Raw genomic sequence first — 23,073 nt, forward strand, 5'->3', positions numbered from 1 at the left:
TTTTTCCCGTGGCTCGCCCGTCACTCGCGTTCTTCCAGGGAGGCCAGGGCTTCGATGGCCCTCCTTGGGCCCATGGAGATATGCACCTGGCTCACGATCATGGCTATGACCTGGTTCACCAGGGCCATTACCCAGTTTTTCCAGGCCAGCCAGATGAGCAGATCGATGGCGGTTATCACCGACAGGCTGAGCAGCCGGTTGGGCCAGTCCCGGTGTTCCCTTTCCGCGGCGGCCTGGTGTTCCAGCAGTTCCACGGCCTTGCGCAGGCGTTCTTCCTCGCTGTCCCAGGAGTCGTGGTCCTCCATCTTTCGGAGGTCCTCCGTGAGGGGAAGGCGGAAAAGGTTGAGGAAGACGGCCGGGTTGATCTTCCTGCCGTGCAACCCGCGCAGGGCGGAGATCCAAAGACCCAGAAGCCCCAGGGACACCAGGATGAGGATCCCCAGGTCCGCTCCCCTGGCCTCGGGGTCCTTTACGGTGGCCACCAGGATGGCGAAAACGGTGACGAGGACCAGGTAAAAGGCCATGCTCCCGAAGATGTATTTCCTGGTGGCGGCGAGCGATCTCCGCAGCGCCTCCAGAACGGTGGCCAGCCTCCCCTCATCTCCCCGCATGGTGATCGGTGAGACCATGCGCTTCTCCTTATCCTTCCGCTTGCCGGCTTGGCTTCGCGGCGCCCCCGGTTTCTTATCCGCCTCGCGCTAGCGGTTTTTTCGCTTCCCAACCGACCATCCGAAGGTGTTGATCCGACGCGGCGCGGCGAAAACTGTGACTTTTTCTACATTATTCCCTATCCGGAAGCGTTGAACCCCCGAAGCGGTCTTTCCGCCCGCTTCGAGTGCCCAGGCGAGCGGGCAGGTGTACGGTTCGGCCGTGTCCGTCCACGTGGACATCCGGTATTCGTGGGCGGGGGTGGGCCGTCCGTATTCCACCGGGGAACGCTCCGGCACATGGTACGCGTCACCGGTGGCGTCGAGATATCGACACCCATGACCCGGCCTGGGGAAGAAAGCCGATTAGCCCGGTATCCCCTCCGTCGGTCGGGCGATCGAGGTCCTTTGGCGAGCGGCGTGGTTTAGGACGGCGACGATCGCTTGACGTCGAGCTTGAGCCATGCAATTTTTATGTAAAAAGTTTATATATAAAATATTTACATGAGGGGGACGTTCGAGAGGTATGGCGGGGAGGATAGAAAGCGGGAAAGACGGATTTGAGAAGGTGCTCGACGCGGTCACCGGCATCGCGGAGGCCTGGAACGAGAGGGCCGCCGAGTGGCTGCGCGAGAACCGGGTGACCTTCGTCCAGCTCAGGGCCATCCTGCTCTTGAGCAAGGCGGGTTCGCAGACCCTGGGCCAGTTGAGCGAGGGACTCTCCCGCGCGCGCTGCACGGTGACCGGCCTGGTGGACAGGCTGGAGGCGAAGGGCCTGGTGAGGAGAAGGCGCGGCCGCGGGGACAGGCGGGTGGTTTACGTCTCCCTGACCGAAAAAGGAAGGGAGCTGGCGGAGGAGCTGAAGGAGAAAGTGGTGCCGGAGATAGCCCGGCTGGGGGAGAGGATCATGGGCAGGCTTACGGAGTCGGAGGCCGCCGCCCTCTTTGCAGCCCTCGGAAAGCTCAGGGAAGGCATAGGCGAGATCGGCAGGTGATTTGCGTATCGCGGAGAACAAATCGGGGTTCCGGGAAGGACGGAAAAAGCCCGATGGCAGGAGCGGCTGATCCGCATTCCGGATTTCCCAAGGGCTTGGGGAGTCAAGTGACGGATAGGAGCTCGGAGGAACAAGGCGGATCACTTGCGTTGCGGGATTCTCGTCAGCCGGAGGGAAGGCGATGTCCGTAAAGAGCATGGTGGAGATAGGGGAGAGGCTGCGCGAGATTCCCTTCGTGCCGCGCAGGCCGCGCCTCCTGGCCCTCGCGGATGCCTACTCACCGGACTTTACCAGGATAAGCACGGACATCCTGGGCGCCATGCCGGACGGCACCCGTCCTTATCCCGAGAACTTCGAGAAGGTAGTGTTTCCCAGCCTGGATGATACGCCCCTGGTGGGGATCCTGGGGCTGCACCGGGACGGCAGGAGGCGCCCCGGGGTGGTCTTCTGCCACGGCTTCCACGGCTCCAAGAACAAAAACTACATCATGGAGGCGGCCCTCAAGGCCTTCTCGGAATGGGACTACAACGTCCTGGCCCTGGACCTGCGCGACTTCGGCGAGAGCCGGGACCTCTCGCACGCTCCCTCCACGGGCGGGTGGAAGGAAGGACAGGACATCCTGGGTGCCTGCCGCTTCCTGGGCGGGATGGAAGAAGTTACCAGTGTAGGGGCTGTGGGCTACAGCCTGGGCGCGAGCGCGGTCCTGAACGCGGCTTACCAGAACGACCTCTATTCCTACATCACCGGGGGAATCATCGCCTGGAGCGGATTCGCCTCCATGGAGGCGATAGTGTCTCGATTCAGCCGCAGGCCTCCCGTGAACGACCCCTTCTTCCCCTATTACGCGGCCTTCATTTTCCTGACCGAGATAAGGCGCCTGGAGATGCTGCGCCGGGGAAAGGAAGAGATAGTGGCCACCCTGGGCGACCGGCCCTTCTCCCCGGATTTCCGGCGCTACGTGCGGGAGGTGGTGGCCCCCCATTACGGGAAGAGCGAGGAGGCCATCTATGCCCTCTCCAGCCCCCGGAACTTCGTGGACCGGATTGAGCACCCGGTGCTCATAGTGCATGCCGAGGACGATCCGGTGTGCCCGGTGGAGGAGATGGAGGAGCTGCGCCGGGCCGGCCGCGGCAATCCCAACCTGGACATCTGGGTGCTTCCCACCGGCTCGCACTGCGCCTTCATGGGCTTCGACGAGGACTGGTACTGGGCGGTGATGCGCGGCTTTCTCGACTACTGGGCCGAGCGCGAGAGCCAGGGATTCGAGAAAGGAAGGTAAGGCCTGCTTTCCGCCCCTCACCCAGTGTTTCGCCGGGTGGATGTCCGGCACCAAGGGGATGATAACCGGAGCCCCGGCGCTGGCCGGGATAACCGCTGCCTCCCTCGCCGCCCACGGTATGCACGGCTTCCGGGGCATCATAGAGCATCCAGACGGCTTTTCCAACGCCGTGTTCGAGAGGTATGACCTGGAGGAGATGGTAAGGGACCTGGGTACCGACTGGAGGACGGACACCCACTCCCCCAAGGTCTATCCCTGCTGCGGGTGGCTGGATGCCCTGGTGGATTCGGCGCTGGAACTGCTCGAGGAGCATTCGATCACCTGGAAGGATATTGATAGGGTGGAGGTGAGGTGCCCCACGGTGACCCTGCTGCTGCGCCGGCCCCTGGAGGAGCTCCTGGACCTCATGGACCGCATCGCGGAGACGGAATGGCTGACCCCGGTCCCCCTGTTCTTCGACGCCACCTATCCCCTGGCGGTGGCCGTCATGGACCGGGAACTCACCGCGGCCCAGTTCAGGAAGGAAAGGATGAAGGACCCCGAATTGCGGAGGTTCCTGGGGCGTTTTTCCTACACCGCCGATCCCCTGCTCGACCTGAAGGAGATGGAGGAGGGCGTCAATGCTGGGGAGGTGACCTTGTTACTCAGGGACGGCCGGAAGGTCTCCAGGTTCACGGAAGCGATGAGGGGTTCCCATCTCAACCCGGTGGACGTGGGGGAGAAGCTCGCCATCTGCACCCGGGACATCCTGGACGACGCGCGCCGGGAGGAGATCGCGGAGACGGTGGACCGTCTGGAGGAACTGGACGACGTGCGCGAGCTAACCCGCCTTCTCTGAGCGGGGGAGGTGCTCTATCTAGGACGTGACGCGCGGTCCGGGTCCCGATCGCTTCGTGTAACAGGCGTGCCCGATGCGCTTCCCTGGCTTCAGATTGCCAATCCCACGTCGAGGAGGGATATCCCGGAGCTTCCCACGGAACTCGCTGCTCTGCCGCGGTGAGAAAGGGACTTGCCAGGCAGGGTTAACGGCCCCCGACGTTTCTCTCGAGCATCGGTTGCCTCGCGGGGCGTGAGATATCCTTTCCACCCTTATGACGGTGGTGGGTGTGGCATAATGTTGGCGTGGCGGCGCGAGAGAGAATCACTCCCCCAGCGCGGGAGGCGGAGGAAGTCGGCATGACGAAGGAGCGGGAGCGGCGGGAGGAACTGGCGGAACGCCTCATCGAGAGCCTCGGCGTCATCATGCGCATCCGGGGCAACGCCTTTCGCCGGGCTGTGGGCAAGCACGGGGTGACCCTGCCCCAGTTCTTCCTCCTGAAGATGGTCAAAGCCCACGGGGAGATGACCGTCACCCAGGCCTCCCAGGTGATGATGGTGGCGGCGCCCACCGCCAGCCGGATGATCGACAACCTTTGCGAGAAGGGGTGGCTGGAGAGATGGAAGGACCCGGAGAACCGCCGCCTTACCCGGGTACGCCTCACGCGGGAAGGCCACCGAATCCTGGAGGAACTGGGGATGATGCAGAAGGAGGAGCTCCTGAGACTCATCGATGACCATGACCTGCGGGAGATCGAGTCCTTCCTGGGGTGGCTGGAGAGGTTCACCGCCCGGCTTTCGGCCGCCCTGGAAGGGGAATCGGATCGAGGGTAGACCTTCCGGAAACCCCTTGCCTTTATTGGATGTCGCACTGGAGTGCGATTCGGTCCCAAGAAACGCTTCTACGATTCGAAGAATGACTGGAGAGGGCTGCATTGTTCTTTGAGCAGAAAAACGGTTTTTACAGGCGCCATGACGGATCGATGATGCGACCGGGGCCTGGCTTCGATCTTCGGTCGCCCTCTGCCCATCTTCGGGGCGGGAAGGCAATTCTCTCGGGGGTGCGGGGACCTTGGTGTCCAAGCGAGGGGACATGGGCCAGCATGGACAGGCGGCTTCCCGCCTCCATGATCCTGCATATTGACAGGGCGGCGAGGGAGGTTTTAAGTTATGCTATGTTTAGCTGTGCTAAAAAAGGTCTTATGACCCGGAGGGTGGGTGACCGGGAGGAAGGTACATGAAAGATTACGCGGTGGAAGTCGAGGGACTGGTGAGGAAGTTCGGGGACCTGGTCGCCGTGAACGGGGTGACCTTCAACGTTGACCGGGGGGAGGTCTTCGGGTTCCTGGGTCCCAACGGGGCGGGGAAGACCACCACCATCAACATGCTGTGCACGCTGCTCACCCCCACCGCCGGAAAGGCCACGGTGGACGGTTTTGACGTGGTGAAGCACAAGCGGGAGGTACGCCAGCGCATAGGCCTGGTCTTCCAGGACCCCAGCCTGGACGACCGTCTCACCGCAAACGAGAACCTGGACTTCCACGCCGTGGTCTACGCCGTTCCCCCTTCCATCCGGGAGAGCCGCAAGCGGGAACTCCTGGAGATGGTGGATCTCCTGGACCGCGCCGACGACCTGGTGATCACCTTCTCCGGGGGCATGAAGAGGAGGCTGGAGATCGCCCGGGGGCTCCTGCACCATCCCCGAGTGCTCTTCCTGGACGAGCCCACCATCGGCCTGGATCCCCAGACCCGGAGGTATATCTGGGATTACATCAAGGACCTGAGGAGACGCGAGGAGATCACCATCTTCCTCACCACCCATTACATGGAGGAGGCGGAGCACTGCGACCGCATCGCCATCATCGACCACGGGAACATCATCGCCATGGACACGCCCGAAAACCTCAAGAACATGGTGGGTGGGGACGTCATCCGCATGAAGACCGAAGACGATGCCCGTGCCGAGGAGCTCTTGAAGGAGAGGTTCAGGGTGAGCATCCTCGAGGACCGTGACTGTCTGTGCTTCGAGGTGGAGCGAGGCGAGGAGTTCATCCCCCGGCTAATCCGTGAGCTGGACGTGCCCATCCAGTCCATCAGCCTGCATCGCCCCACCCTGGACGACGTATTCCTCAAGCTCACCGGAAGGGAGATCCGGGACGATGAAGCGGATGGACTCGCAGGCATGAGGCAGATGGTGACCAGGGTGAGGCCTCCCTTCGCCCGTTAGGCGCACGGGTGGTACGCGGACACGGGAAGTCGAGGCGGTTTATCGGAAGAACCGGAGGAAACAAGGATGGGAGCTCTGGAGGAGAAAGCGGTAGACCTGGGATCAGAAGAGATCACGACGCCTGCCAGAAGTAAATCCTCCGGCCTTAGCTGGGCCATGCGCGGGATATACATCATCGTGTTGAGGGAGTTCCGGCGGTTCTGGCGTGACCGGGCGCGGCGCATAGGAGGGTTCGCCCAGCCCATCATGTACCTGGCCCTCCTGGGGGTGGGGATGCAGAGCGCCTTCAAGGTCTTCGGGGGAGGCGACGTTCCCTACATCAAGTTCATGTTCCCCGGCATCCTCGGGCTCACCGTCCTCTTCACCTCGGTGTTCTCGGCCATTTCCATCATCTGGGACCGGGAATTCGGGTTCCTCAAGGAGGTCCTGGTCTCCCCGGTTCCCCGCTCTAGCGTGGCCCTGGGCAAGATCATCGGGGGCTCCATCACCGCCCTCATCCAGGGGGCCATCTTCCTGGTCCTGGCCTTCACCCCGTGGGTCTACGGTTTCAGCCTGGACACCCTGTGGAAGGTCCTGGCGGTAATGCCCCTTATAATACTTATGTCCTTGAGCCTTACCTCCCTGGGGGTGTCCGTGGCCGCGCGCATGACCTCCATGGAAGGATTTCCCATAATCATGAACTTCCTCCTCATGCCCATGTTCTTCCTCTCCGGGGCCTTCTTCCCCCTACAAGGGCTGCCCCGCTGGATGGACGTCCTCACCAAGATCGACCCCCTGACCTACGGGGTGGACGCGCTGCGGGGGATAATGCTCAAGGGCATGAACCTGGCATCGGGGATGCCCAGCAACCTGGCCCAATTCGCCGCCTGGTTCAAGGACCCAGAGATACTGAGGATCGGGCTGGGCAAGGGATACCCGGATCCCTCGGCCCTCTCCACCATGGCCCAGCAGGCTTCCCTCCCCGCCCAGGCCCACCCGCTCTGGCTGGACGTGCTGGTGATGGCCGGTTTCGGCGCCTTCCTCTTCACCTTGGCCCTCTGGCAGTTCAACCGTGCGGAATGACGGAGCTCACTTGGTAATTGTCCGGGGACAATCCGGGCACGGGGGAGGGAAAATCGCGAGTTCGGCCCAGGTATTACGGGCGACGGATTGGAGACCGTTTGCTCCTTGCCGACGGGACCGCGATGGGTAGCCATTCGATACCCTGCCGAACAGGTGATTTAATCACATGGGCCAGCCGCTGGAGGCCATGATCGTGTCCCAGGCGGAGACACCTGAGACGCGGTGGTCGCTTGCAAGACGCGTGTTTTCTTGGGACAGCCCTTCACTCGTGCCCGTTAACCCACCGGTAGTATGGCTGACCTCACTTCTATATAATTTACATTGAAGTCAACTTCAGCGAGGAAAGGGCGTGAGGTACTCCGCAAGATGGTTGTCTGCACTGGGCTCGGATGACCTTTTTCGAGGGGAAGGGAAACAGCGGGGAGAAAAACACCTTTTGCCTTTTTCCGCGGCCAACCTTGTGGGGATCGGTGGGGTAGAGCCGGAAAGGAGGAGACGATGGCCTTCGGGAACATGGGAAAGATCCTGGTGGTGGACCTGGGCTCGGGAAGGATGGAGGACAGGGAACTCCCCGAGGAGATGTACCGGGATTACATAGGTGGGGCCGGGCTAGCCGCCAAGCTGCTTTACGACCACGGGCACCTGGAGGCGGAGCCCTTGGATCCAGAGAACCCGCTGATCTTCGCCGCCGGACCCCTGACCGGCGTGGGACTCTCGGGTTCCAGCCGCCTGTCGGTAGGCTCACGCTCCCCCCTCACCCGGATCTGGGGCCAGGCCTCCTGCGGGGGAAACTTCGGGCCGGAGCTGAAGCGCTGCGGCTATGATGCCATCTTCTTCCATGGAAAGTCGGACCAGCCCGTCTACCTCCTGGTGGAAGAGGGGTCGGCGCAGCTCCTTCCCGCCTCCGACCTCTGGGGAAAGGACACCTACGAGACCACCGATATCCTCAAGGAGAGGCACGGCAAGACCTACAGGGTGCTGGCCGTCGGCCCCGCTTCCGAGAACCTCATCCCCTTCGGGAGCATCGTCAACGACTACGGGCACGTCTTCGGGCGCACCGGGATGGGCACGGTGATGGCCTCCAAGAACCTCAAGGCCGTGGTGGCCAAGGGGGACCTCCGGATGACTTACAGGGACCCGGAGAAATTCGAGGAGCTGGCCAAGGCCTATACCGCCCGGGTGGAACGGAGCGGGATGACCAAGGCCCTGCGCGCCTTCGGGACCCCCAGCAACATGGAGTCCAAGATGATCGAGGGGGACGTCCCCACCCGCAACTGGGGGCTGGGAATCTGGGAGGAGGGAGGAGAGCGCCTTTCGGGCGTAACACTCACCGAGGAGATCCTGGTGAGGAGGCGCGCCTGCCGCCACTGCGTGGTGCGCTGCAAGCCGGTGGTCCAGGTGGAGGAGGGACCCTACGCCATGGGGCCCGGCCCGGGCCCGGAATACGAGACCCTGGGGGCCTTCGGGACCATGCTCATGAACTCCAACCTCCGGGCGGTGGCCAAGATAAACGACATCTGCAACAGGCTGGGCATGGATACCATCACCTGCGGGGCCACCTTCGCCTGGGCCATGGACTGTTACGAGCATGGCATCCTCAAGCCCGAGGACTACGAGGGCATTGAGCTCAAGTGGGGGGACATAGACACGATTATCGACCTCCTGCCCAAGCTGGTGAGGAGGGAGGGAAAGCTGGCCGCCCTCCTGGCCAAGGGCTCCCGGGCCGCGTCCGAGGAGGTAGGAGGAGGCAGCGAGCGCTTCCTCACCGACACCAAGGGCCTGGAGGCCCCCATGCACGACCCGCGCCTGGACTGGGGGGACGGCCTGGCCTACGCCATCTCCGTGCGGGGGGCCTGCCACGTCTCCAACATGACCTACCAGCTGGAGTGGGGGGCCATCCGCTGGCCGGAGATAGGGCTGGATAAGCACCACCCGGGGATGACCACGGAGACCAAGGCGGAGTCGGTGGCCAAGGCCACCGACCTGGGCTGTATCATGAACTCCGCCTGCTGGTGCGAATTCCCGGCCACGGACTTCACCATCCCCATCCTGGTGGGACTCTTCAACGCCGTGGCCGGCTACGGGTGGGACGTGGAGGCCATGATGAGGGCTGGGGAGCGGGTCTGGTTCCTACAACGCTGCCTGGGCCACATCTGGGGAGCCACCGGGGCCGACGACCGCCTGGGCCAGAGGATAATGACCCCGGTCAAGGAGGGGAACATCGCCGGGGTAGTCCCGGACATGGAGACCATGCTCCGGGAGTTCTACGAGTACCGCGGCCTGCGAGAGGACGGTCTCCCCAGGCCGGAGAAGCTGCGCGACCTGGGCCTCGGCTACCTGGAGGAGCGGCTTTATTAGTCTATGCTGATGAGCTCGTACTCCTTGCTGCCCAGGCCCATCTCCGCGGCGTAATCCACCTGCTTCTGGCAGTCCACCGCCGGGTAGATGGAGCGGAAGAGGTCCTTTCCCGCCTTCTCGTTCAGCAGGTCCAGGCTGGCTTGCTCGATGGCCACGATGTCCCGGCTGGCCAGGATACCGATATCCTCCACGGCCCGGGCGTCGTTATAGTTCCAGCAGTCGCAGTCCGGGGTCACGTTGATCAGGAAGTTGAAGAAGGCCACCTTGTTCTCCTTGCCCTTGAGGGCTCCCATGCAGTATTCCACCACCTTCTTCTGGGCGTTCTCCAGGACCCCGGTGAGGCGCACCTGGATGGCGGCCTGGAAACACATCACCGTGCACTCCCCGCACCCGATGCACAGGTTGCGGTCGATCTTGGCGTACTTTTCCTTGCCTTTACCCACGATGGAGATGGCGCCAGCCGGGCACCACTCGATGCACTTGGCACAGGCCGTGCACCGCTCCGGGTTCACCGCCGGTTTGATGTCCGAATGCATCTGCTGCTTGCCTCCCCGGCTGCCCATACCCATGCCCACGTTCTTCAGGGCTCCCCCGAACCCCATGAACTCGTGTCCGGTGAGGTGGGACATGACCACGAAGGCATCGGACTGGTAGAAGGCGGCGGCTATCTTCACCTTGTTGAGGATGCGGCCCTCGATCTCCACCTCGTGGAAATCGTGGCCGCGCAGGCCGTCGGCGATGATGATGGGGGCTCCCACCGTCTCCATGGTGAACCCGTTGGCCGCCGCCGTCTGCAGGTGGCGGAGGGCGTGAGCCCTGCCTCCCACGTACAGAGTGTTGGTATCGCTGACGAAGGGCCGCCCCCCGACCTTTTTCACTTCCTCCACCATGGTGCGGATGTAGATGGAGGGGATGTAGGCGGTTCCGCCGGGCTCGGCGAAGGAAGTCTTGATGGCCACGAAATCCCTCTCCGCGATGATGTTCTTGAGGCCCACCCTTCGGCATAGTTCAGAGAGCTTCACAAGCATCCCCCGGCTGGGAGCGCAGCGCATGTTGGCGAAATACACTTCGGACATAAGAATTCCCCCTTAATAGATACCTGTTCCGGGACCCACTCGAAAATTCTACTTAATGCCGTATGGATAATCCAGTTGCTAAATAAATAATATCTCCTGATTTCCCTTGGCGAATCCCTCGCCGCAAAATAACGCCATCGTGGCTGAACACGTCAGCCTGCAGGCCTTAAGCAGTAGTCTCCCTTTTCGCTGCCTTCAGGAGGCGAAATTTTCCTACAATACGGGAATGCCGGGGTTGTGATCGAAAGTAAACATGAAATGTCCCTTCCCGGCCTTCATGCCCTTGCGAAAAATTTATCTCTTTACAATAGAACCCGGGCACCCTCGTTTGGGATGATCCTATATACCTCCCGGGATATCAAAATTCAATAACTGACCCCTATTTCTTTAGTATGTCTTTGGCCATCTCGCGCAGCTCGCGCTTGAGGATCTTGCCCACGCCACTGGTGGGAAGCTGGTCCACGAACTCGATGACCTTGGGCACCTTGTAGGGAGCCACGTTGTCCCGCAGGTACTGGAGAAGTTTTTCCTTCTCCGCCTCGCTCTTCTCCACGCCGGGCTTGAGAATGATGAAGGCGGCCACCCTCTCCGATCCCGGACGATCGGGGTCGGGCACGCCGATGGAGGCGGCCAGGTCCACGTCGGGATGCTTGACCAGGATATCGTCCAGCTCGCGGGTGAAGACCTTGAACCCGGAGACGTTGACCATGTCCTTGACCCGGTCCACCACGTAGAAGTAACCGTCCTCGTCCATGTAGGCCACGTCGCCGGTGTACATCCATCCGTCGCGTATGGCGTTGGCCGTCTCCTCGGGCTTCTCGTAGTACCCCTTCATCAGCTGGGGCCCGCGCACGGCGATCTCCCCGGGCTGGCCCAGGGGGGCAAGCTCTCCGGTCTCCGGGTCCACCAGCTTGAACTCGGTGTCCGAGATGGGCATGCCGATGGAGCCCGGCTTCTTCTTCCCGTAGCGGGGGTTGCAGCAGGTCACCGGGGAGGTCTCAGTCATCCCGTAGAGCTCGATGAAGCGGTTCTTGCCGATCACGCTCTCCAGCTCATCGATGCTCTCCGGCGGGAAGGGGGCGGCGGCGCTGAGGCAGAACTTGATGCCGCTGAAGTCCAGCTCCTTGAACTCGGGGTTCTTCATGAGCTCGTAGAAGACGGTGGGCACGTTGACGATGATGGTGGGCTTGTACTTCTTGGCGCACTCGATGATGAAGTGGGCGTCCCGCGGGTTGGGCACGCAGATGATGGTGGCCCCGTTGGTGAGGGAGAATCCCCCGAGGGCCAGGCCGGCGATGTGGAAGAGGGGGAAGGCGGAGAGGGCCACCTCATCCGGTTTAAGATCCAGCCAGGTTAGGGTTTGCAGGCGGTTGCACATGTAGCTGCGCTGGGTGAGCATAGCTCCCTTGGAGGGTCCGGTGGTGCCCCCGGTGTACATGAGGAAGATGAGGTCATCCATGCTCCGCTTGACCAGCACCGGGTCGGTGGGCATACCCTTTATGGCCTCCATGAAGCGCACCACCTTCTTACCCGGAAGGGGCTTGACCTCGGCGGTGGGTATCTTCTTCAATGCCTTCCCCAGTACCCGCTTGATGCCGGGCAGGAAATCCGCTATCTCGCTGACGATGACCGTCTCGAATCCTGCCTTATCCGCCACCTCGGCGATCTTCTCGAAGAGCACGTCCACGGTCATGACGAACTTGGTCTTGGAGTCGTTGAGCTGGTGCTCCATCTCGTGGGGGGTGAGCAGGGGGCTCAATCCCGTGGAGACCCCGCCCGCCTTCTGCACTGCCACCACGCCGAGGTAATGGGCGGGGATGTTGGGCATGTGCATCCCCACCACGTCGCCCGGCTGGAGGCCGTTCTTGATGAGGTAGGCGGCCAGCTGGTTGGAGAGTCGGTCCACCTCGCGGTAGGAGATCATCTTACCCATGTATATGAGGCAGGTCTTGTCCGGGTACTTCTCCACAATCTCCCGGAACTTCTCGGCGAAGGTCTTCTCCTCGTACTCCAGCTTGGGCGGAACGTGCTCGTCGTAGTTCTTCAGCCAGGGCTTTTCGGCATAGATGTCGGTCATATCTCTCCCTCCTTGCTCACAACCGTTACCTCCCGGCGCTTTTCCGCCGCCGGTTTTTCACCGCCGGGCGATGCTTACGAATGGTATGTTAAGGAAGATGGAAGAAGAAGCCCCTCCCGTCGGGTGGAATAAGCAAGAACCGTCCTCCACCGTTCCCGACGGTGTCGTGGCTCGGGCTACGAATACAGTGCTTCGCCTCGCTTTCCCCTTTTCCTTCCTTGAACCGGTACACCGTAGACAGCCGTGAAAAGAATAATACCAGAAGCGGAAGCGCTTGAAAACATTTACCGTCCTGTTGACCTGTGGTTTTTGTCAGGATGATATCTCACGACGGCGTAAGCCCCCTCCTTGGCCGAGCGGACGCCCACCCTTTTTGGGGATGCACGCAGGATGACGAAACGGTATCGGAGAGTTAAAACCGGTTTTGCTGTTCCGACGAAGTGCTCTGGCGAGGAGGAGGTCATGCCCCACACGGCCGCCGGGCGCATAGGAGTGCTCACCGGGGGAGGCGACTGCCCTGGCCTGAACGCGGTGGTACGGGCCGTCACCAAGACCGCCATCCACCGTTTCGGCATGAAGGTGGTGGGAATAAGCGATGGTTTCGGCGGCCTGATCCATGGGAAGTGGAGTGAGCTGACCGACCGTGGGGTTTCAGGCATCCTGCACCGCGGTGGGACCATACTGGGGACCACCAACCGCGGCAATCCCTTCCGTTACCTCATACGGGAGGATGAGAACGGCAAAGTATATGCTGATTTCTCGAACGTGGTCGTCGAGAATTTTCACTGACTTAAACTCGATGCCCTGGTAGTAATCGGGGGAGAGGAAAGCCTGCGTATTACTAAACATCCACGGCGCCATAATCGATGAGCTCCACCTGGTAGTAGTCGGGGGAGACGGAAGCCTGCGTATCGCCCTGGAACTTTACCGGAAGGGCATTCCCCTGGTGGGAATCCCCAAAACCATTGACAATGACATCATGGCTACCGATATAACCTTTGGCTTCGATACCGCCCTGCACACGGCCACGGAAGCCATAGATAAGCTGCGCACCACGGCCGAATCCCATCACCGCGTAATGGTGGTGGAGGTGATGGGGCGTAATTCAGGGTGGATCGCCCTGCAGTCCGGCATAGCCGGGGGCGGGGACGTCATACTCATCCCGGAGATACCCTTTTCCTTTGAAAACGTAGTGCGAAAGATAATGGAGCGCAAGAAGCGAGGAAAGAAATTCAGCATCGTGGTGGTAGCGGAGGGAACCCCGCACCCGGAGAAGGGTGTGATCTACAAGGAGACTGGAAACGGAAACCGAGTCCTGGGCGGCATAGGTGAACTGGTTGCCGGGGAGATCGAGTCCCGGACCGGGATGGAGACCAGGGTCACCGTCCTGGGTCATCTTCAGAGGGGAGGAAGCCCTTCCCCCTTTGATCGCATACTGGCCACCCGCTTCGGGGTCAAGGCGGTGGAGATGGTGGCGGACGGCGACTTCGGACGCATGGCCTGCCTCCGGACACCGCGCATCTGCTCCGTGGATCTCTTGGAGGCGGTTTGCAAGCAGAAAAAGGTACCGCCGGACGGGGAAATGGTAATGTATGCCAAGTCGGTGGGGACTTCCTTCGGGGACGAGTGACGCCTGCCGAACCCGTCGGGTATACTCGAATTCGGCCTTCTATCTAAGGGTGAAGCGGAAGACGGAGCCGCCGCCGGGACGCGGTTCATACCAGATTTTTCCACCATGGGCCTCCACTATCTCCCGGGCGATGTACAGGCCCATGCCCATGCCCGACTTGGAGTGGTGGAGGACGTCCTCCACCTGGTAGAAGCGCTCGAAGATACGCTCCCGGTCCTTATCCGGCACACCCGGCCCCCGGTCCAGGACCGAGAACACCGCCCCGCCGTCCTTCTCCTCGACGGACAGCTCGATGGGGCTCTCCGGCGGGGAGAAGTTGACCGCGTTCTCCAGGAGTATTATGAGCACGCGCTGTATCTTCTCCGGATCCACGGTGCGCGGCGAGAGCCCGGAGGGGAGGTTCAACCGGAAGCGTCCCCGGTATCCACGTGCTTCCATCTCGTAGAGGGCGCGCTCCACCACCGGCCGCAGCGGAACCTCCCGGAGGTTGAGGTCCAGCCGTCCCCGTTCAATGCGGGAGACGTCCAGGAGCTCCCGGATGAGCAGGTCCAGGCGGTCAGCCCCCCGGTCGATGTTCTCCAGCAGCTCCCTCCGGGTCTCCTCGGGCATACGCTCCCCGTAATCACGCAAGGTGACGGCGTACCCCTTCATAAGGGTTATGGGATGCCGCAGCTCGTGGGAGGCGATGTCGATGAAGTCCTTGAGCTCCGCTTCGTGGGCCAGGCGCTCCTCCTCAACGGATATGGCCCGGGCCAGGGTCCCCAGGGTTTCCAGCTCGTCCCGGGAGAGGTCCTTCTTCTGGGGGTCGAACACGGAAAGGAAGCCCACCGTCTTGTCGACCCGGGTCACCGGATAGGCGGCGCAGAGCCCGTATCCCTCCAGGGAACCCACCGGGCATTCACCGCAGTGCTCCTGAACATTGAGCCTCCGCGGGGGCAGGGGCTCCCTCGCGTTGATCGAAATCAGATTGATGAAGGGGCATTTCTCCGAGGGTTCGACCACCTTGAAGCCCTCCTCCCCGGGAGCGGTGGAGATGACCACCAGCTTGTCCTTCTCCGCCCGGCTGTAGGCGGCGAAGTCCACCCCCAGTATTTCACGGCAGGCGAAGACGATGCGGTCGATGTTATCCATGACCTCGGCTCCCAGTCCGGTGAAGAGGCGGTTGATCCTTTCCAGCCGTTCCCTGGCCTCCACCTGGGCGGTGATGTCTCGGGCGTTGACCACCATCCCCCGGACGGCGGGGTCCTCGAGGAGGTTCAGCCCGGTGAACTCCAGGCGGCACCAGGAGCCATCGCCGCGGCGGAAGCGCAACTCGTGGCGTCCCAGGGAACCGGGCTGCTCCACGCCGCGCCGGAAGACGTGGCGGGCCCGGGAAAGGTCCTCGGGGTGGATGAGGTCGAAGACGTTTTTTCCCACTATCCCATCCCGCCCGTAGCCCAGGATATTTCCCGTGGAGGGGCTCTGGTAGGTGACCGTGCCCTCCCGGTCCAGGACCACGATGATGTCCTGGGCGTGCTCCACCAGGGAACGGAAGCGCCTTTCCTCCTCCTCCCTGAGCTCCACCATTCGGTTGATGGAGCGCGCCAGGGCTGAGACCTCGTCGTTTCCGGAGACGCTCACCCTCCATCCCGGCTCGCCTTCCCCGCCCATGCGCGAGACATCCTCGCTCAGCCGGCTTATACGGCGCAGGAAGGACCTTTCCAGGAGGACCATGGTGGCGGCCATGATCACCAGGCAGAACCCGGTGATGAAGATGGTGAAATAGAGTATGGTCCTGACGCCCTGGCGGTACAGGGAGCGGTCCCGGGTGACCCGGAGAATCAGGGCGGGTTCACCGTAGATGTCGCGCAGGAGCGTGTAGCCGTGTATGAGCCTCGAGCCCTCGGTCCGGATGACGTCCCCTTTTCCGGAGGCGAGGAGCTCCTGCACCCTTTCCCACTCCGGGGCCCCGGCAACGGTCCCCGCGGCGCGGGCCTGGGCTTCCAGGTGGTAGGGCCCGGTGATTCGATCCATCTCCTCCCCGTCCAGGAGCCGACCCATGATCAGTACTCCTCGCGGCGGCCCTTCCTGGTCGCTGGTGAGGATGGGTTCGGAGGACACCAGGAAGGGCCCTTCGGGGAGCAGGAGCAGGCCGGTCACCCCCTCGCCGGTGGAGAGAGGGTGGAGAAGGGGACAATCGCCGGAAAGATGGGAGAGGAGGCCTTCGGGAACGGGCATCTCCCTTTCCATCTTGAGGTCCACGCCCTTGGCATAGACCATGCGGCCCTGGTCGTCAAGGAAGAGCATCACCTGGATGCGTAATCCCGTGAAGGTGCTTTCGGTCAGGTTGGCTTGGATATAGGCCGGATCGGGGTCGGCCACGAAGGCGTAAGTGTCGTCCCAGAAGGCCCAGTCCCTGACCACAAGGTCGAGGTTTTCCCCCTCGTGGCGGAAAGCGTCGGTGGCCCGGGAAATGTCCTCCAGCACACGGTCCTCCTCCAGTTCGCGATAGCCCCCGAGGACGACATACCACGCCACCAGGTTGAGGATGATCACCATGGCCAGGAAGGCGATGGCGAAGAGGGCCACCACCTTGCGGCGCAGGTTCCACCCCCGGCCCTCCGTACTGTCCGGCGATTGTCCGGCCTTGTTCTTCGCCACTCCCTTCATCCGGCGCATTTCCTTTGTCCCGCGGGGTGTACAAACCTTTACCCGGTTCCGTTCCCGGATCTCCCCGGGCCGTTTCGCGCGGGGATTCCGATTCTCCTGCCGGGGGGCGGGACGGAGAAGGAAGCGCTTACCGTCCAAACGCGGAGGCCCCTCTGGCTCCAGGCTCAGGGACTGTCCGCGGTGCGGAATGGGCATCGCGCCCGGTTATTGCCTTTCCAACCACGCCCACCCGGTGAGAGCGCTCTCGGAGAGGCGGCCTCGTGTAATTACAGCCTCACCCCCGGTGGAACCCGGGGAGCGGGCCTTTTCCTTCCGGCTGCCGGTCCGTCGACCCATAACCGGGTAATCCGGCGTTCATATCTACGAAATCGACCGCTTTATCCCGCTTTCTCCTTATTAATCGGCAGGACGTGCGATCCCTTGACGGGAAGAGCGCTTGCCCTTTACCGGGCCCGGTGATTTTCCAGGTCCCGGCGAGCTCCATGTCCTCCACCGGCCCGAAGCCTTTTAGAACGTACTCCGCGGCGCGCAGGCCGTAATGGACCCTTCGGAAACTGGGAGAACCTTCCAGCTCGGCGCGGAACAGGGTTTCCCGGACCAGTTCCGGATTGGCGCAGCCCAGGGGTCCCATGGGGAAGAGGAAGTCTCCCCGGCGATAGACGTAAGCGGTGCCCCCGGGATGGGGAGCGGAATCCACCACCAGCACCCGAAGGCCCTCCCGGGCCAGGCGCAGGGCGGTGGTCAGGCCGCCCGGTCAGGCTCCCACCGTGATGACGCCCCAGTGCCCTTCTCTCATCCGCCCTTTTCCTCCAAGGGGGAGGAGACCCCTTTGGACGGGCCTCCGTCCCCCCCGAGCTCGAAACGATGGGCGCTGTAGACCAGCTTTCCCTCCTTGAACACGGCGACCGGCGTCAGCAGGCTTAACGGATCCTGGAGAGGGTTTACCGCCACCAGCACCACGTCGGCCAGCTTGCCCGGGTCCAGGCTCCCCAGCTCCTCCTCCATGCCCAGAATGCGGGCGTTGTTGATGGTGGCGGCGCGGAGGGCGTCCATGGGTTCCATCCCCGCTTCCTGCAGGAGATAGATCTCCAGGCCTACCAGGGCCGGGGAGGACTGAGGGATGCCCCCGTCGTTGCCGCAACCTATGAGCGCCCCGGATCGGTAAAGGAGCATGAGGTTCTCCCTCCCCTTGACCAGGGCCTCGGTGAAAATGGCGGGATCCAGGGTGTACATGAGGTGGCGTCGCTCCACGAAGGAGGGATCGCGGTAGTGCTTCTCGAAACGCAGCATGGCCCGGTAGACGCCGGTTTCGGCTATGGCGGGATACCAGGCCCTCACGAACTCCAGACGGTGGGCCAGGAAGCGCCGTACCATGGGATCGTCCAGGAAGGGGTCTCCTTTGCTGTATCCGCTGAGGGCCCACCCCACGGTCACCGTGGGGACCACGTACATACCCCGGGAGACGAAGGTCTCCACCTCCTCCTCGGTGAGGTAGTCGTCGGAGGGCAGGTGTTCCAGGCCGTCCAGCCCGATCTCCACGGCCCTCCGGAACCCGCGCCGGAAGCGGTGGTGGGCGGAGACCTTGAGGCCCGCCGCATGGGCCTGCTCCAACACCGCGGCCAACGAGGCGTCATCCAGGGTGGGGAGGGTTTTCTGTCCCACGAAGAGGGCCCGGTCGTCCATGGCCGTCTTAATGAAGCAGCACCCTAGCTCGTGATTGCGCTTCACCGCATCGGCCGCCGCACCGGGGGTCTCCACCAGGAAGACGGGATCTCCCCAGCGGCGGGCCAGGAACGGCGGCAGGGGCTTCATGTAGTCGGAAGGGTATCCTCCCGGGGCGGTGATGAAGGAACCGGCGTAGAGGACCCGGGGCCCGAGGAGTTCACCTCTCTCGATTCTCTCCTTAAAACGGAGGAGCAGCATGGGGAAGGTTCCCGCGTCCCGGATGGTGGTCACTCCGTGGGCTACACATTCCTCGAAGTTGCGCTCTGCCTGCCGTGAAATGGCGGCCAGGAAGTCGGGTCGCATGTCAAGGGCCATGGGGAGAAGGATGTGGCAGTGGGCGTTGATCAGGCCGGGCAGGGCGTAGAGCCCCGGGACGTCGACCACCCTGTCCGCCTGCCGGGAGGCGGCCTTTGCGGCGCTGAGTATCTCCTGGACGCGTCCCTCCCGGATGAGCAGCCCCCGCTGGTGCAGCACCTGTCCCCTTATCACGTCTATGATCTCCAGGCCGCGAAGGAGCACGCTTTGGCCCGGAAGCGGGGTCCACACCACGGGGTCCCGCGGCGCGCTGCGCGTGGCCCTTTCCCGCAGCAGGGACTCACCCAGCGCGGCCGCCGCCGATAAAAGGAGGTTCCGTAACACGGTGCTCGCTTTCCTCAACTTTATCACCGCCTTTAACCCTTCCACCGCCAGTGACTTTCACCCGAAGCCGCGATTTCCCGTGCTTCAATGTTAGCATCGAGACAACCGTTTCAGGGACACGGGCGGACCGGTAATTTTACTCGGCCAATGGCACGTCCCCGCCGCGGACCATCCTTCAACCTCCCTGGACCGTTCCCTTCGGCCCGTTTTCACCCGCCGCCCGGGATTGGTGACCCGCATGTGCGGCCGATCCTGGAGGAAGGAGAAAAGGGGGTGCGAAAATGAAGCTGCGGCCTCCGACGGTTCCCCGGCGCACAGGGGGGTTCGATTATGGCCATGGGGTATACTGGAAAAGGTTGGAGCGGTATGTGGTCAGCCGGTTGGCGACGTATTCGAATTAAAGGAATAAGAAATACCTCGGATGGTGAAAAGTCTTACCCCTCCGGCATCGAAGGCGGACCAGGTTCCGGCATGATAAGCCGGGCTTCGGTTCTCCCGGTGGCTTTGGGAGGTCCGAACCATGTGGTGGCGGTACATAATTTTCAGGGTGCCCTTCGCCCTGGTGGCCAGGTCGCCGAAATATAACCTGAAGGTTTCCGGCGTGGAGAACGTGCCCAAATATGGGCCCTTCATCGTGGTTTCCAACCACCAGAGCAACGTGGACATCATTGCCATCGCCCTGGCCCTCAAGCCGGCGCTGGTGCACCGACACCTCTGGCCCTGGGCCAAGAAGGAAATAGAAACGGGAACGGAGGGCTTCCTGGGAAAGATGCTCTGGAAGGTCTTCGGGGTCATCCCCATCGACCGTACCGGGGGGGACAACTCAGAGGCCATACGGCTCAGCCTCAGGTACCTGCGGCGGGGGGAGCTGGTCCTCGTCTTCCCCGAGGGAACCCGGAGCAGGCCGGGGGAAGTAAAGCCCTTCCAGTTCGGGGTGGCCAACCTGGCCCGCGCCGCTCCGGCGCCCATCCTCCCGGTGGCCGTTTACCGGCGGGAGGAGGACGGGGGGGTGCAGGTAAACATAGGGAAGTTGTTTACCCTCCCGCCCAAGCGTAGGATGTACGAGGTCCTGGAGGAACTGGGGGAGAAGGCCGAGGGCCGTTTCATCCAGCAGGTGGAGACCCTGCGCCAGTGGGCGGACACCGTTCCTCGGGACCGCAAGGGCATGAAGCTTATCGCCCGCATGATCCACATCGTCACCGATTTCGTGTCCCGCAAGGACATACCCTTCGACGTCTTCTTCCGGCTGGCGGAGGAGGAGGACAACGAGTTCATCCGCGACCGGGTGATGGAACTGCTCCCCCCGGGATGGAAAAAGGTGAGGGCCTAAGCGCGGCGGGTGGGGAGGTGGTCGCCGTCCGTTTCCGGCCCTGGTCGGCCGAGGGTTCGTCATCCGCATCGGGAAAAGGATTGCCGGAGCCCGGTGGTCATGGTCGAAGGCGGCGGAAGCGGAAGGGTCGCTCCGCGGCCGGCGATGGAGTCACACGCGTATGGAGGAAGGCGAGGGCCTGAACCCCGGCAGGGGAAAGGCCGGGGATAAAGAATTAATAAGTAAAGGTGAACCGGAGGGCGGCAATAGGGAAGGGGCGGAAATTCCGGATCTTGCGGAGGGAGGTTGTAATGGAAGGGAAGAAGTGGGCCTGTTCGCACTGCGGCCTTCCCCGGGGGATAGGGAAGGGCAACGTCTGGCATAAGAACGGGGTAATCACGGCCAGCCAGCCCCCGCACATCAGGGGGACCCTCTACGATGTGGAGGAGCTCAACAACCTCTTTCCCGCAATATCGCGGCGCATAGGCTTCGACATCACCCGGCTGGTCATCGAGGGGAAGCGCAGGGACGGGGTTCGCTACACCCGCTCCCTCATGGAAAACCTGCGCCGGGCGGGCATGGAACCTGCGGCCATGGACATCTTCCGCATGATCTCCCGTTTCTGTGCCTACTGGGGGTTGGGCATCGCCGAGATACTGGAATATCGGGAGGGTGAGGCCCTGTCCATACGGACCCCAGACTACTACAGTGATCCCATGGCCCGGGGGGACTGGGCAGGAGTCTTCGAGGCGGCGGCCGGAAGGAGGGGAGACCCGCGCTGGAGGGATGAATCCACCAGAGAGATCATCGATGTCCTGGCTGTGGAGGGGGAACCCGAGCTCGAGGAGCGCATCGAGCAGGAGGTGGAGCTGGGCATCCCCTTCGTGGAGGAAGGCGACCTGGAGTACCGTCATTGCCCCGAGTGCGGCATACCTTTGGCCGTGTCCGAGCAGTTCGAGTGGAACCCGGAGATATCCCTCATCCGGGAGCGCATCAGCGGCAGGCGCTTCATCCTCCATAACACCAACGGCATCGTGGCCGTGGTCCGCGTCCTGGAGGAGGAGCTGGGGGAGGAGATAGGGCAGATCATCGCGGAGATAAGCCGCGATTACGCCCGGCAATATTACGGGGAGATAAGGGATCGCACCTCCCTGGAGGCCGAGCTCCTGAAGTTCCCGCTGCGCAGCTGGGGAAGGGCGACTACCCTCAAGAGGGAGGGGAACGTCATTCACATAAGGATCTTCAACCCCTATTCGGGCCCCATCGTTTCCGGGAGGGTGTGGGGGCTCCTGGAGACCTTCGAAAACCGGGACCTCGTCCTCGAGGGGCGGGAGGAAGGCGAGGGCTACGTGGACATACTCCTGAAGCGGGCCTGAACCTTTCCCACCCCTACGGTTAAGTACGCCAAAGGGCCACGATGTGCCCCATCGCCCTGAGTGGCAGTGCCTTGTCCGGTTAGTATGTCCGGGAAGACGGCACCCGAAATTGCCCCTTGAAAAACGGATTGTAATATAATAGATTATCAAAACGATAGTATTTATAGTCTTAAACTTATGCGACCTCGGGAGGAAAGATGGCCAGGCTGTACGCGGACATCACCCAGACCATCGGGAACACGCCGCTGGTGAGGTTGAACCGGGTGACGGAGGGCATCGAGGCGGAGGTGTACGCCAAGCTGGAGTCCTTTAACCCCCTCTCCAGCGTCAAGGATCGCATCGGGGTGAGCATGATCGAGGACGCCGAGCGCAAGGGCCTTTTGAAAAAGGACAGCGTTATCGTGGAGCCCACCAGCGGGAACACGGGCATCGCCCTGGCCTTCGTGTGCGCCGCAAGGGGGTACCGGCTAATACTCACCATGCCCGAGACCATGAGCCTGGAGCGGAGGAAGCTCCTCGAGGTCCTGGGTGCCGAACTCGTTCTCACCCCGGGTACTGAGGGCATGAGGGGGGCGGTGGCCAAGGCTGAGGAGCTGGTGCGCTCCACGCCGGGAGCCATCATGCTCCAGCAGTTCGAGAACCCCGCCAACCCGGCCATTCACCGCTGCACCACCGCCCGGGAGATATGGGAGGACACCGATGGCCGGGTAGACATCCTGGTAAGCGGGGTGGGAACCGGAGGAACTCTCACCGGGGTGGCGGAAGTGATCAAGGAGCGTAAGCCGGAGTTCTATGTGGTGGCTGTGGAGCCGGACGCCTCCCCGGTTCTCTCCGGGGGCCAGCCGGGACCGCACAAGATACAGGGAATAGGAGCGGGATTCGTTCCCGGGGTATTGAAGGTGGAGCTCATAGACGAGATCGTGAGGGTGAAGGACGAGGATGCCGGGGTCATGGCCCGGAGGTTGGCCCGGGAGGAGGGGATCCTGGTAGGCATCTCCTCGGGGGCCGCGGCCTGGGCGGCCCTGGAAGTGGCCCGGAGGCCGGAAAATCGGGGAAAGTTCCTGGTGGTGATCCTGCCCGATACCGGGGAACGCTACCTTTCCACCTGGCTCTTCGAATCTACGGTTTCCCCTTGACCAGGACTCCCTCGAGCGGGCGGGAACGGGATAAAGCGCCCGGCTGGCAACGGCCTTAGGAAGGACCCGGCGT

General features: G+C 62.6%; 16 protein-coding genes and 1 pseudogene. 11 read left to right on the top strand and 6 right to left on the bottom strand.

What is annotated here, in order from left to right; translation table 11 throughout:
* Positions 1-20: 20 nt before the first annotated feature.
* Positions 21-629, bottom strand: a complete 609-nt coding sequence (locus QME84_09110) for a hypothetical protein (protein MDI6874422.1) — start codon at positions 627-629, stop codon at positions 21-23.
* Between the two features lie 544 nt (positions 630-1,173).
* On the opposite strand from QME84_09110, the gene QME84_09115 reads away from it, so the two are divergent.
* From QME84_09115 to QME84_09145, 7 genes are all read left to right on the top strand, one after another.
* Positions 1,174-1,641, top strand: coding sequence for a MarR family transcriptional regulator (locus QME84_09115; GenBank protein ID MDI6874423.1), 468 nt, complete (start codon positions 1,174-1,176; stop codon positions 1,639-1,641).
* A 181-nt stretch (positions 1,642-1,822) separates the two neighbouring features.
* A complete protein-coding gene (locus QME84_09120; protein ID MDI6874424.1) occupies positions 1,823-2,920 on the top strand; it encodes an alpha/beta fold hydrolase in 1,098 nt (365 codons plus the stop codon).
* A gap of 58 nt (positions 2,921-2,978) precedes the next feature.
* Positions 2,979-3,758 carry a hypothetical protein gene (locus QME84_09125; GenBank protein MDI6874425.1) on the top strand — a complete coding sequence of 260 codons (780 nt, stop codon included), beginning with the start codon at positions 2,979-2,981 and terminating at the stop codon, positions 3,756-3,758.
* Positions 3,759-4,096: 338 nt separating this feature from the next.
* The gene (locus QME84_09130; GenBank protein ID MDI6874426.1) at positions 4,097-4,570 is read left to right on the top strand and encodes a MarR family transcriptional regulator; all 474 of its coding nucleotides are present in this window, start codon (positions 4,097-4,099) and stop codon (positions 4,568-4,570) included.
* A 403-nt stretch (positions 4,571-4,973) separates the two neighbouring features.
* Positions 4,974-5,963 carry an ATP-binding cassette domain-containing protein gene (locus tag QME84_09135; protein ID MDI6874427.1) on the top strand — a complete coding sequence of 330 codons (990 nt, stop codon included), beginning with the start codon at positions 4,974-4,976 and terminating at the stop codon, positions 5,961-5,963.
* A 66-nt stretch (positions 5,964-6,029) separates the two neighbouring features.
* On the top strand, positions 6,030-7,025 hold the full coding sequence (locus QME84_09140; GenBank protein MDI6874428.1) for an ABC transporter permease: 996 nt from the start codon (positions 6,030-6,032) through the stop codon (positions 7,023-7,025).
* Positions 7,026-7,523: 498 nt separating this feature from the next.
* Positions 7,524-9,383, top strand: coding sequence for an aldehyde ferredoxin oxidoreductase family protein (locus QME84_09145; protein MDI6874429.1), 1,860 nt, complete (start codon positions 7,524-7,526; stop codon positions 9,381-9,383).
* Here QME84_09145 and QME84_09150 read toward each other — a convergent pair.
* A complete protein-coding gene (locus QME84_09150) occupies positions 9,380-10,459 on the bottom strand; it encodes a DUF362 domain-containing protein (protein MDI6874430.1) in 1,080 nt (359 codons plus the stop codon). The genes QME84_09145 and QME84_09150 overlap by 4 nt on opposite strands.
* 379 nt (positions 10,460-10,838) lie before the next feature.
* Entirely contained in the window at positions 10,839-12,536 is a 1,698-nt protein-coding gene (locus QME84_09155) for an AMP-binding protein (protein ID MDI6874431.1), read from the bottom strand.
* A gap of 462 nt (positions 12,537-12,998) precedes the next feature.
* On the opposite strand from QME84_09155, the pseudogene QME84_09160 reads away from it, so the two are divergent.
* A pseudogene (locus QME84_09160) lies at positions 12,999-14,166 on the top strand (ATP-dependent 6-phosphofructokinase).
* 39 nt (positions 14,167-14,205) lie between these two features.
* Here the strand turns inward: QME84_09160 and QME84_09165 are convergent.
* From QME84_09165 to QME84_09175, 3 genes are all read right to left on the bottom strand, one after another.
* Complete coding sequence (locus QME84_09165; GenBank protein MDI6874432.1) at positions 14,206-16,806, bottom strand: CHASE4 domain-containing protein; 2,601 nt, start codon at positions 16,804-16,806, stop codon at positions 14,206-14,208.
* A gap of 283 nt (positions 16,807-17,089) precedes the next feature.
* On the bottom strand, positions 17,090-17,560 hold the full coding sequence (locus tag QME84_09170) for an NAD(P)-binding protein (protein ID MDI6874433.1): 471 nt from the start codon (positions 17,558-17,560) through the stop codon (positions 17,090-17,092).
* A 47-nt stretch (positions 17,561-17,607) separates the two neighbouring features.
* The gene (locus QME84_09175; protein MDI6874434.1) at positions 17,608-19,197 is read right to left on the bottom strand and encodes an amidohydrolase family protein; all 1,590 of its coding nucleotides are present in this window, start codon (positions 19,195-19,197) and stop codon (positions 17,608-17,610) included.
* 502 nt (positions 19,198-19,699) lie between these two features.
* Between QME84_09175 and QME84_09180 the strand changes: the two genes are divergently transcribed.
* The 3 genes from QME84_09180 (at position 19,700) to cysK (ending at position 23,000) form a co-directional block, all read left to right on the top strand.
* Positions 19,700-20,509: a lysophospholipid acyltransferase family protein gene (locus QME84_09180; GenBank protein ID MDI6874435.1), complete on the top strand. Its 810-nt coding sequence runs from the start codon at positions 19,700-19,702 to the stop codon at positions 20,507-20,509.
* 290 nt (positions 20,510-20,799) lie between these two features.
* Positions 20,800-21,864, top strand: coding sequence for a hypothetical protein (locus QME84_09185; GenBank protein ID MDI6874436.1), 1,065 nt, complete (start codon positions 20,800-20,802; stop codon positions 21,862-21,864).
* A gap of 197 nt (positions 21,865-22,061) precedes the next feature.
* Positions 22,062-23,000, top strand: a complete 939-nt coding sequence (cysK, locus tag QME84_09190; protein MDI6874437.1) for a cysteine synthase A — start codon at positions 22,062-22,064, stop codon at positions 22,998-23,000.
* The last annotated feature ends 73 nt before the right edge of the window (positions 23,001-23,073 follow it).

The sequence above is a fragment of the Actinomycetota bacterium genome, from assembly GCA_030019255.1.
Lineage (GTDB): Bacteria > Actinomycetota > Geothermincolia > Geothermincolales > RBG-13-55-18 > Solincola_A.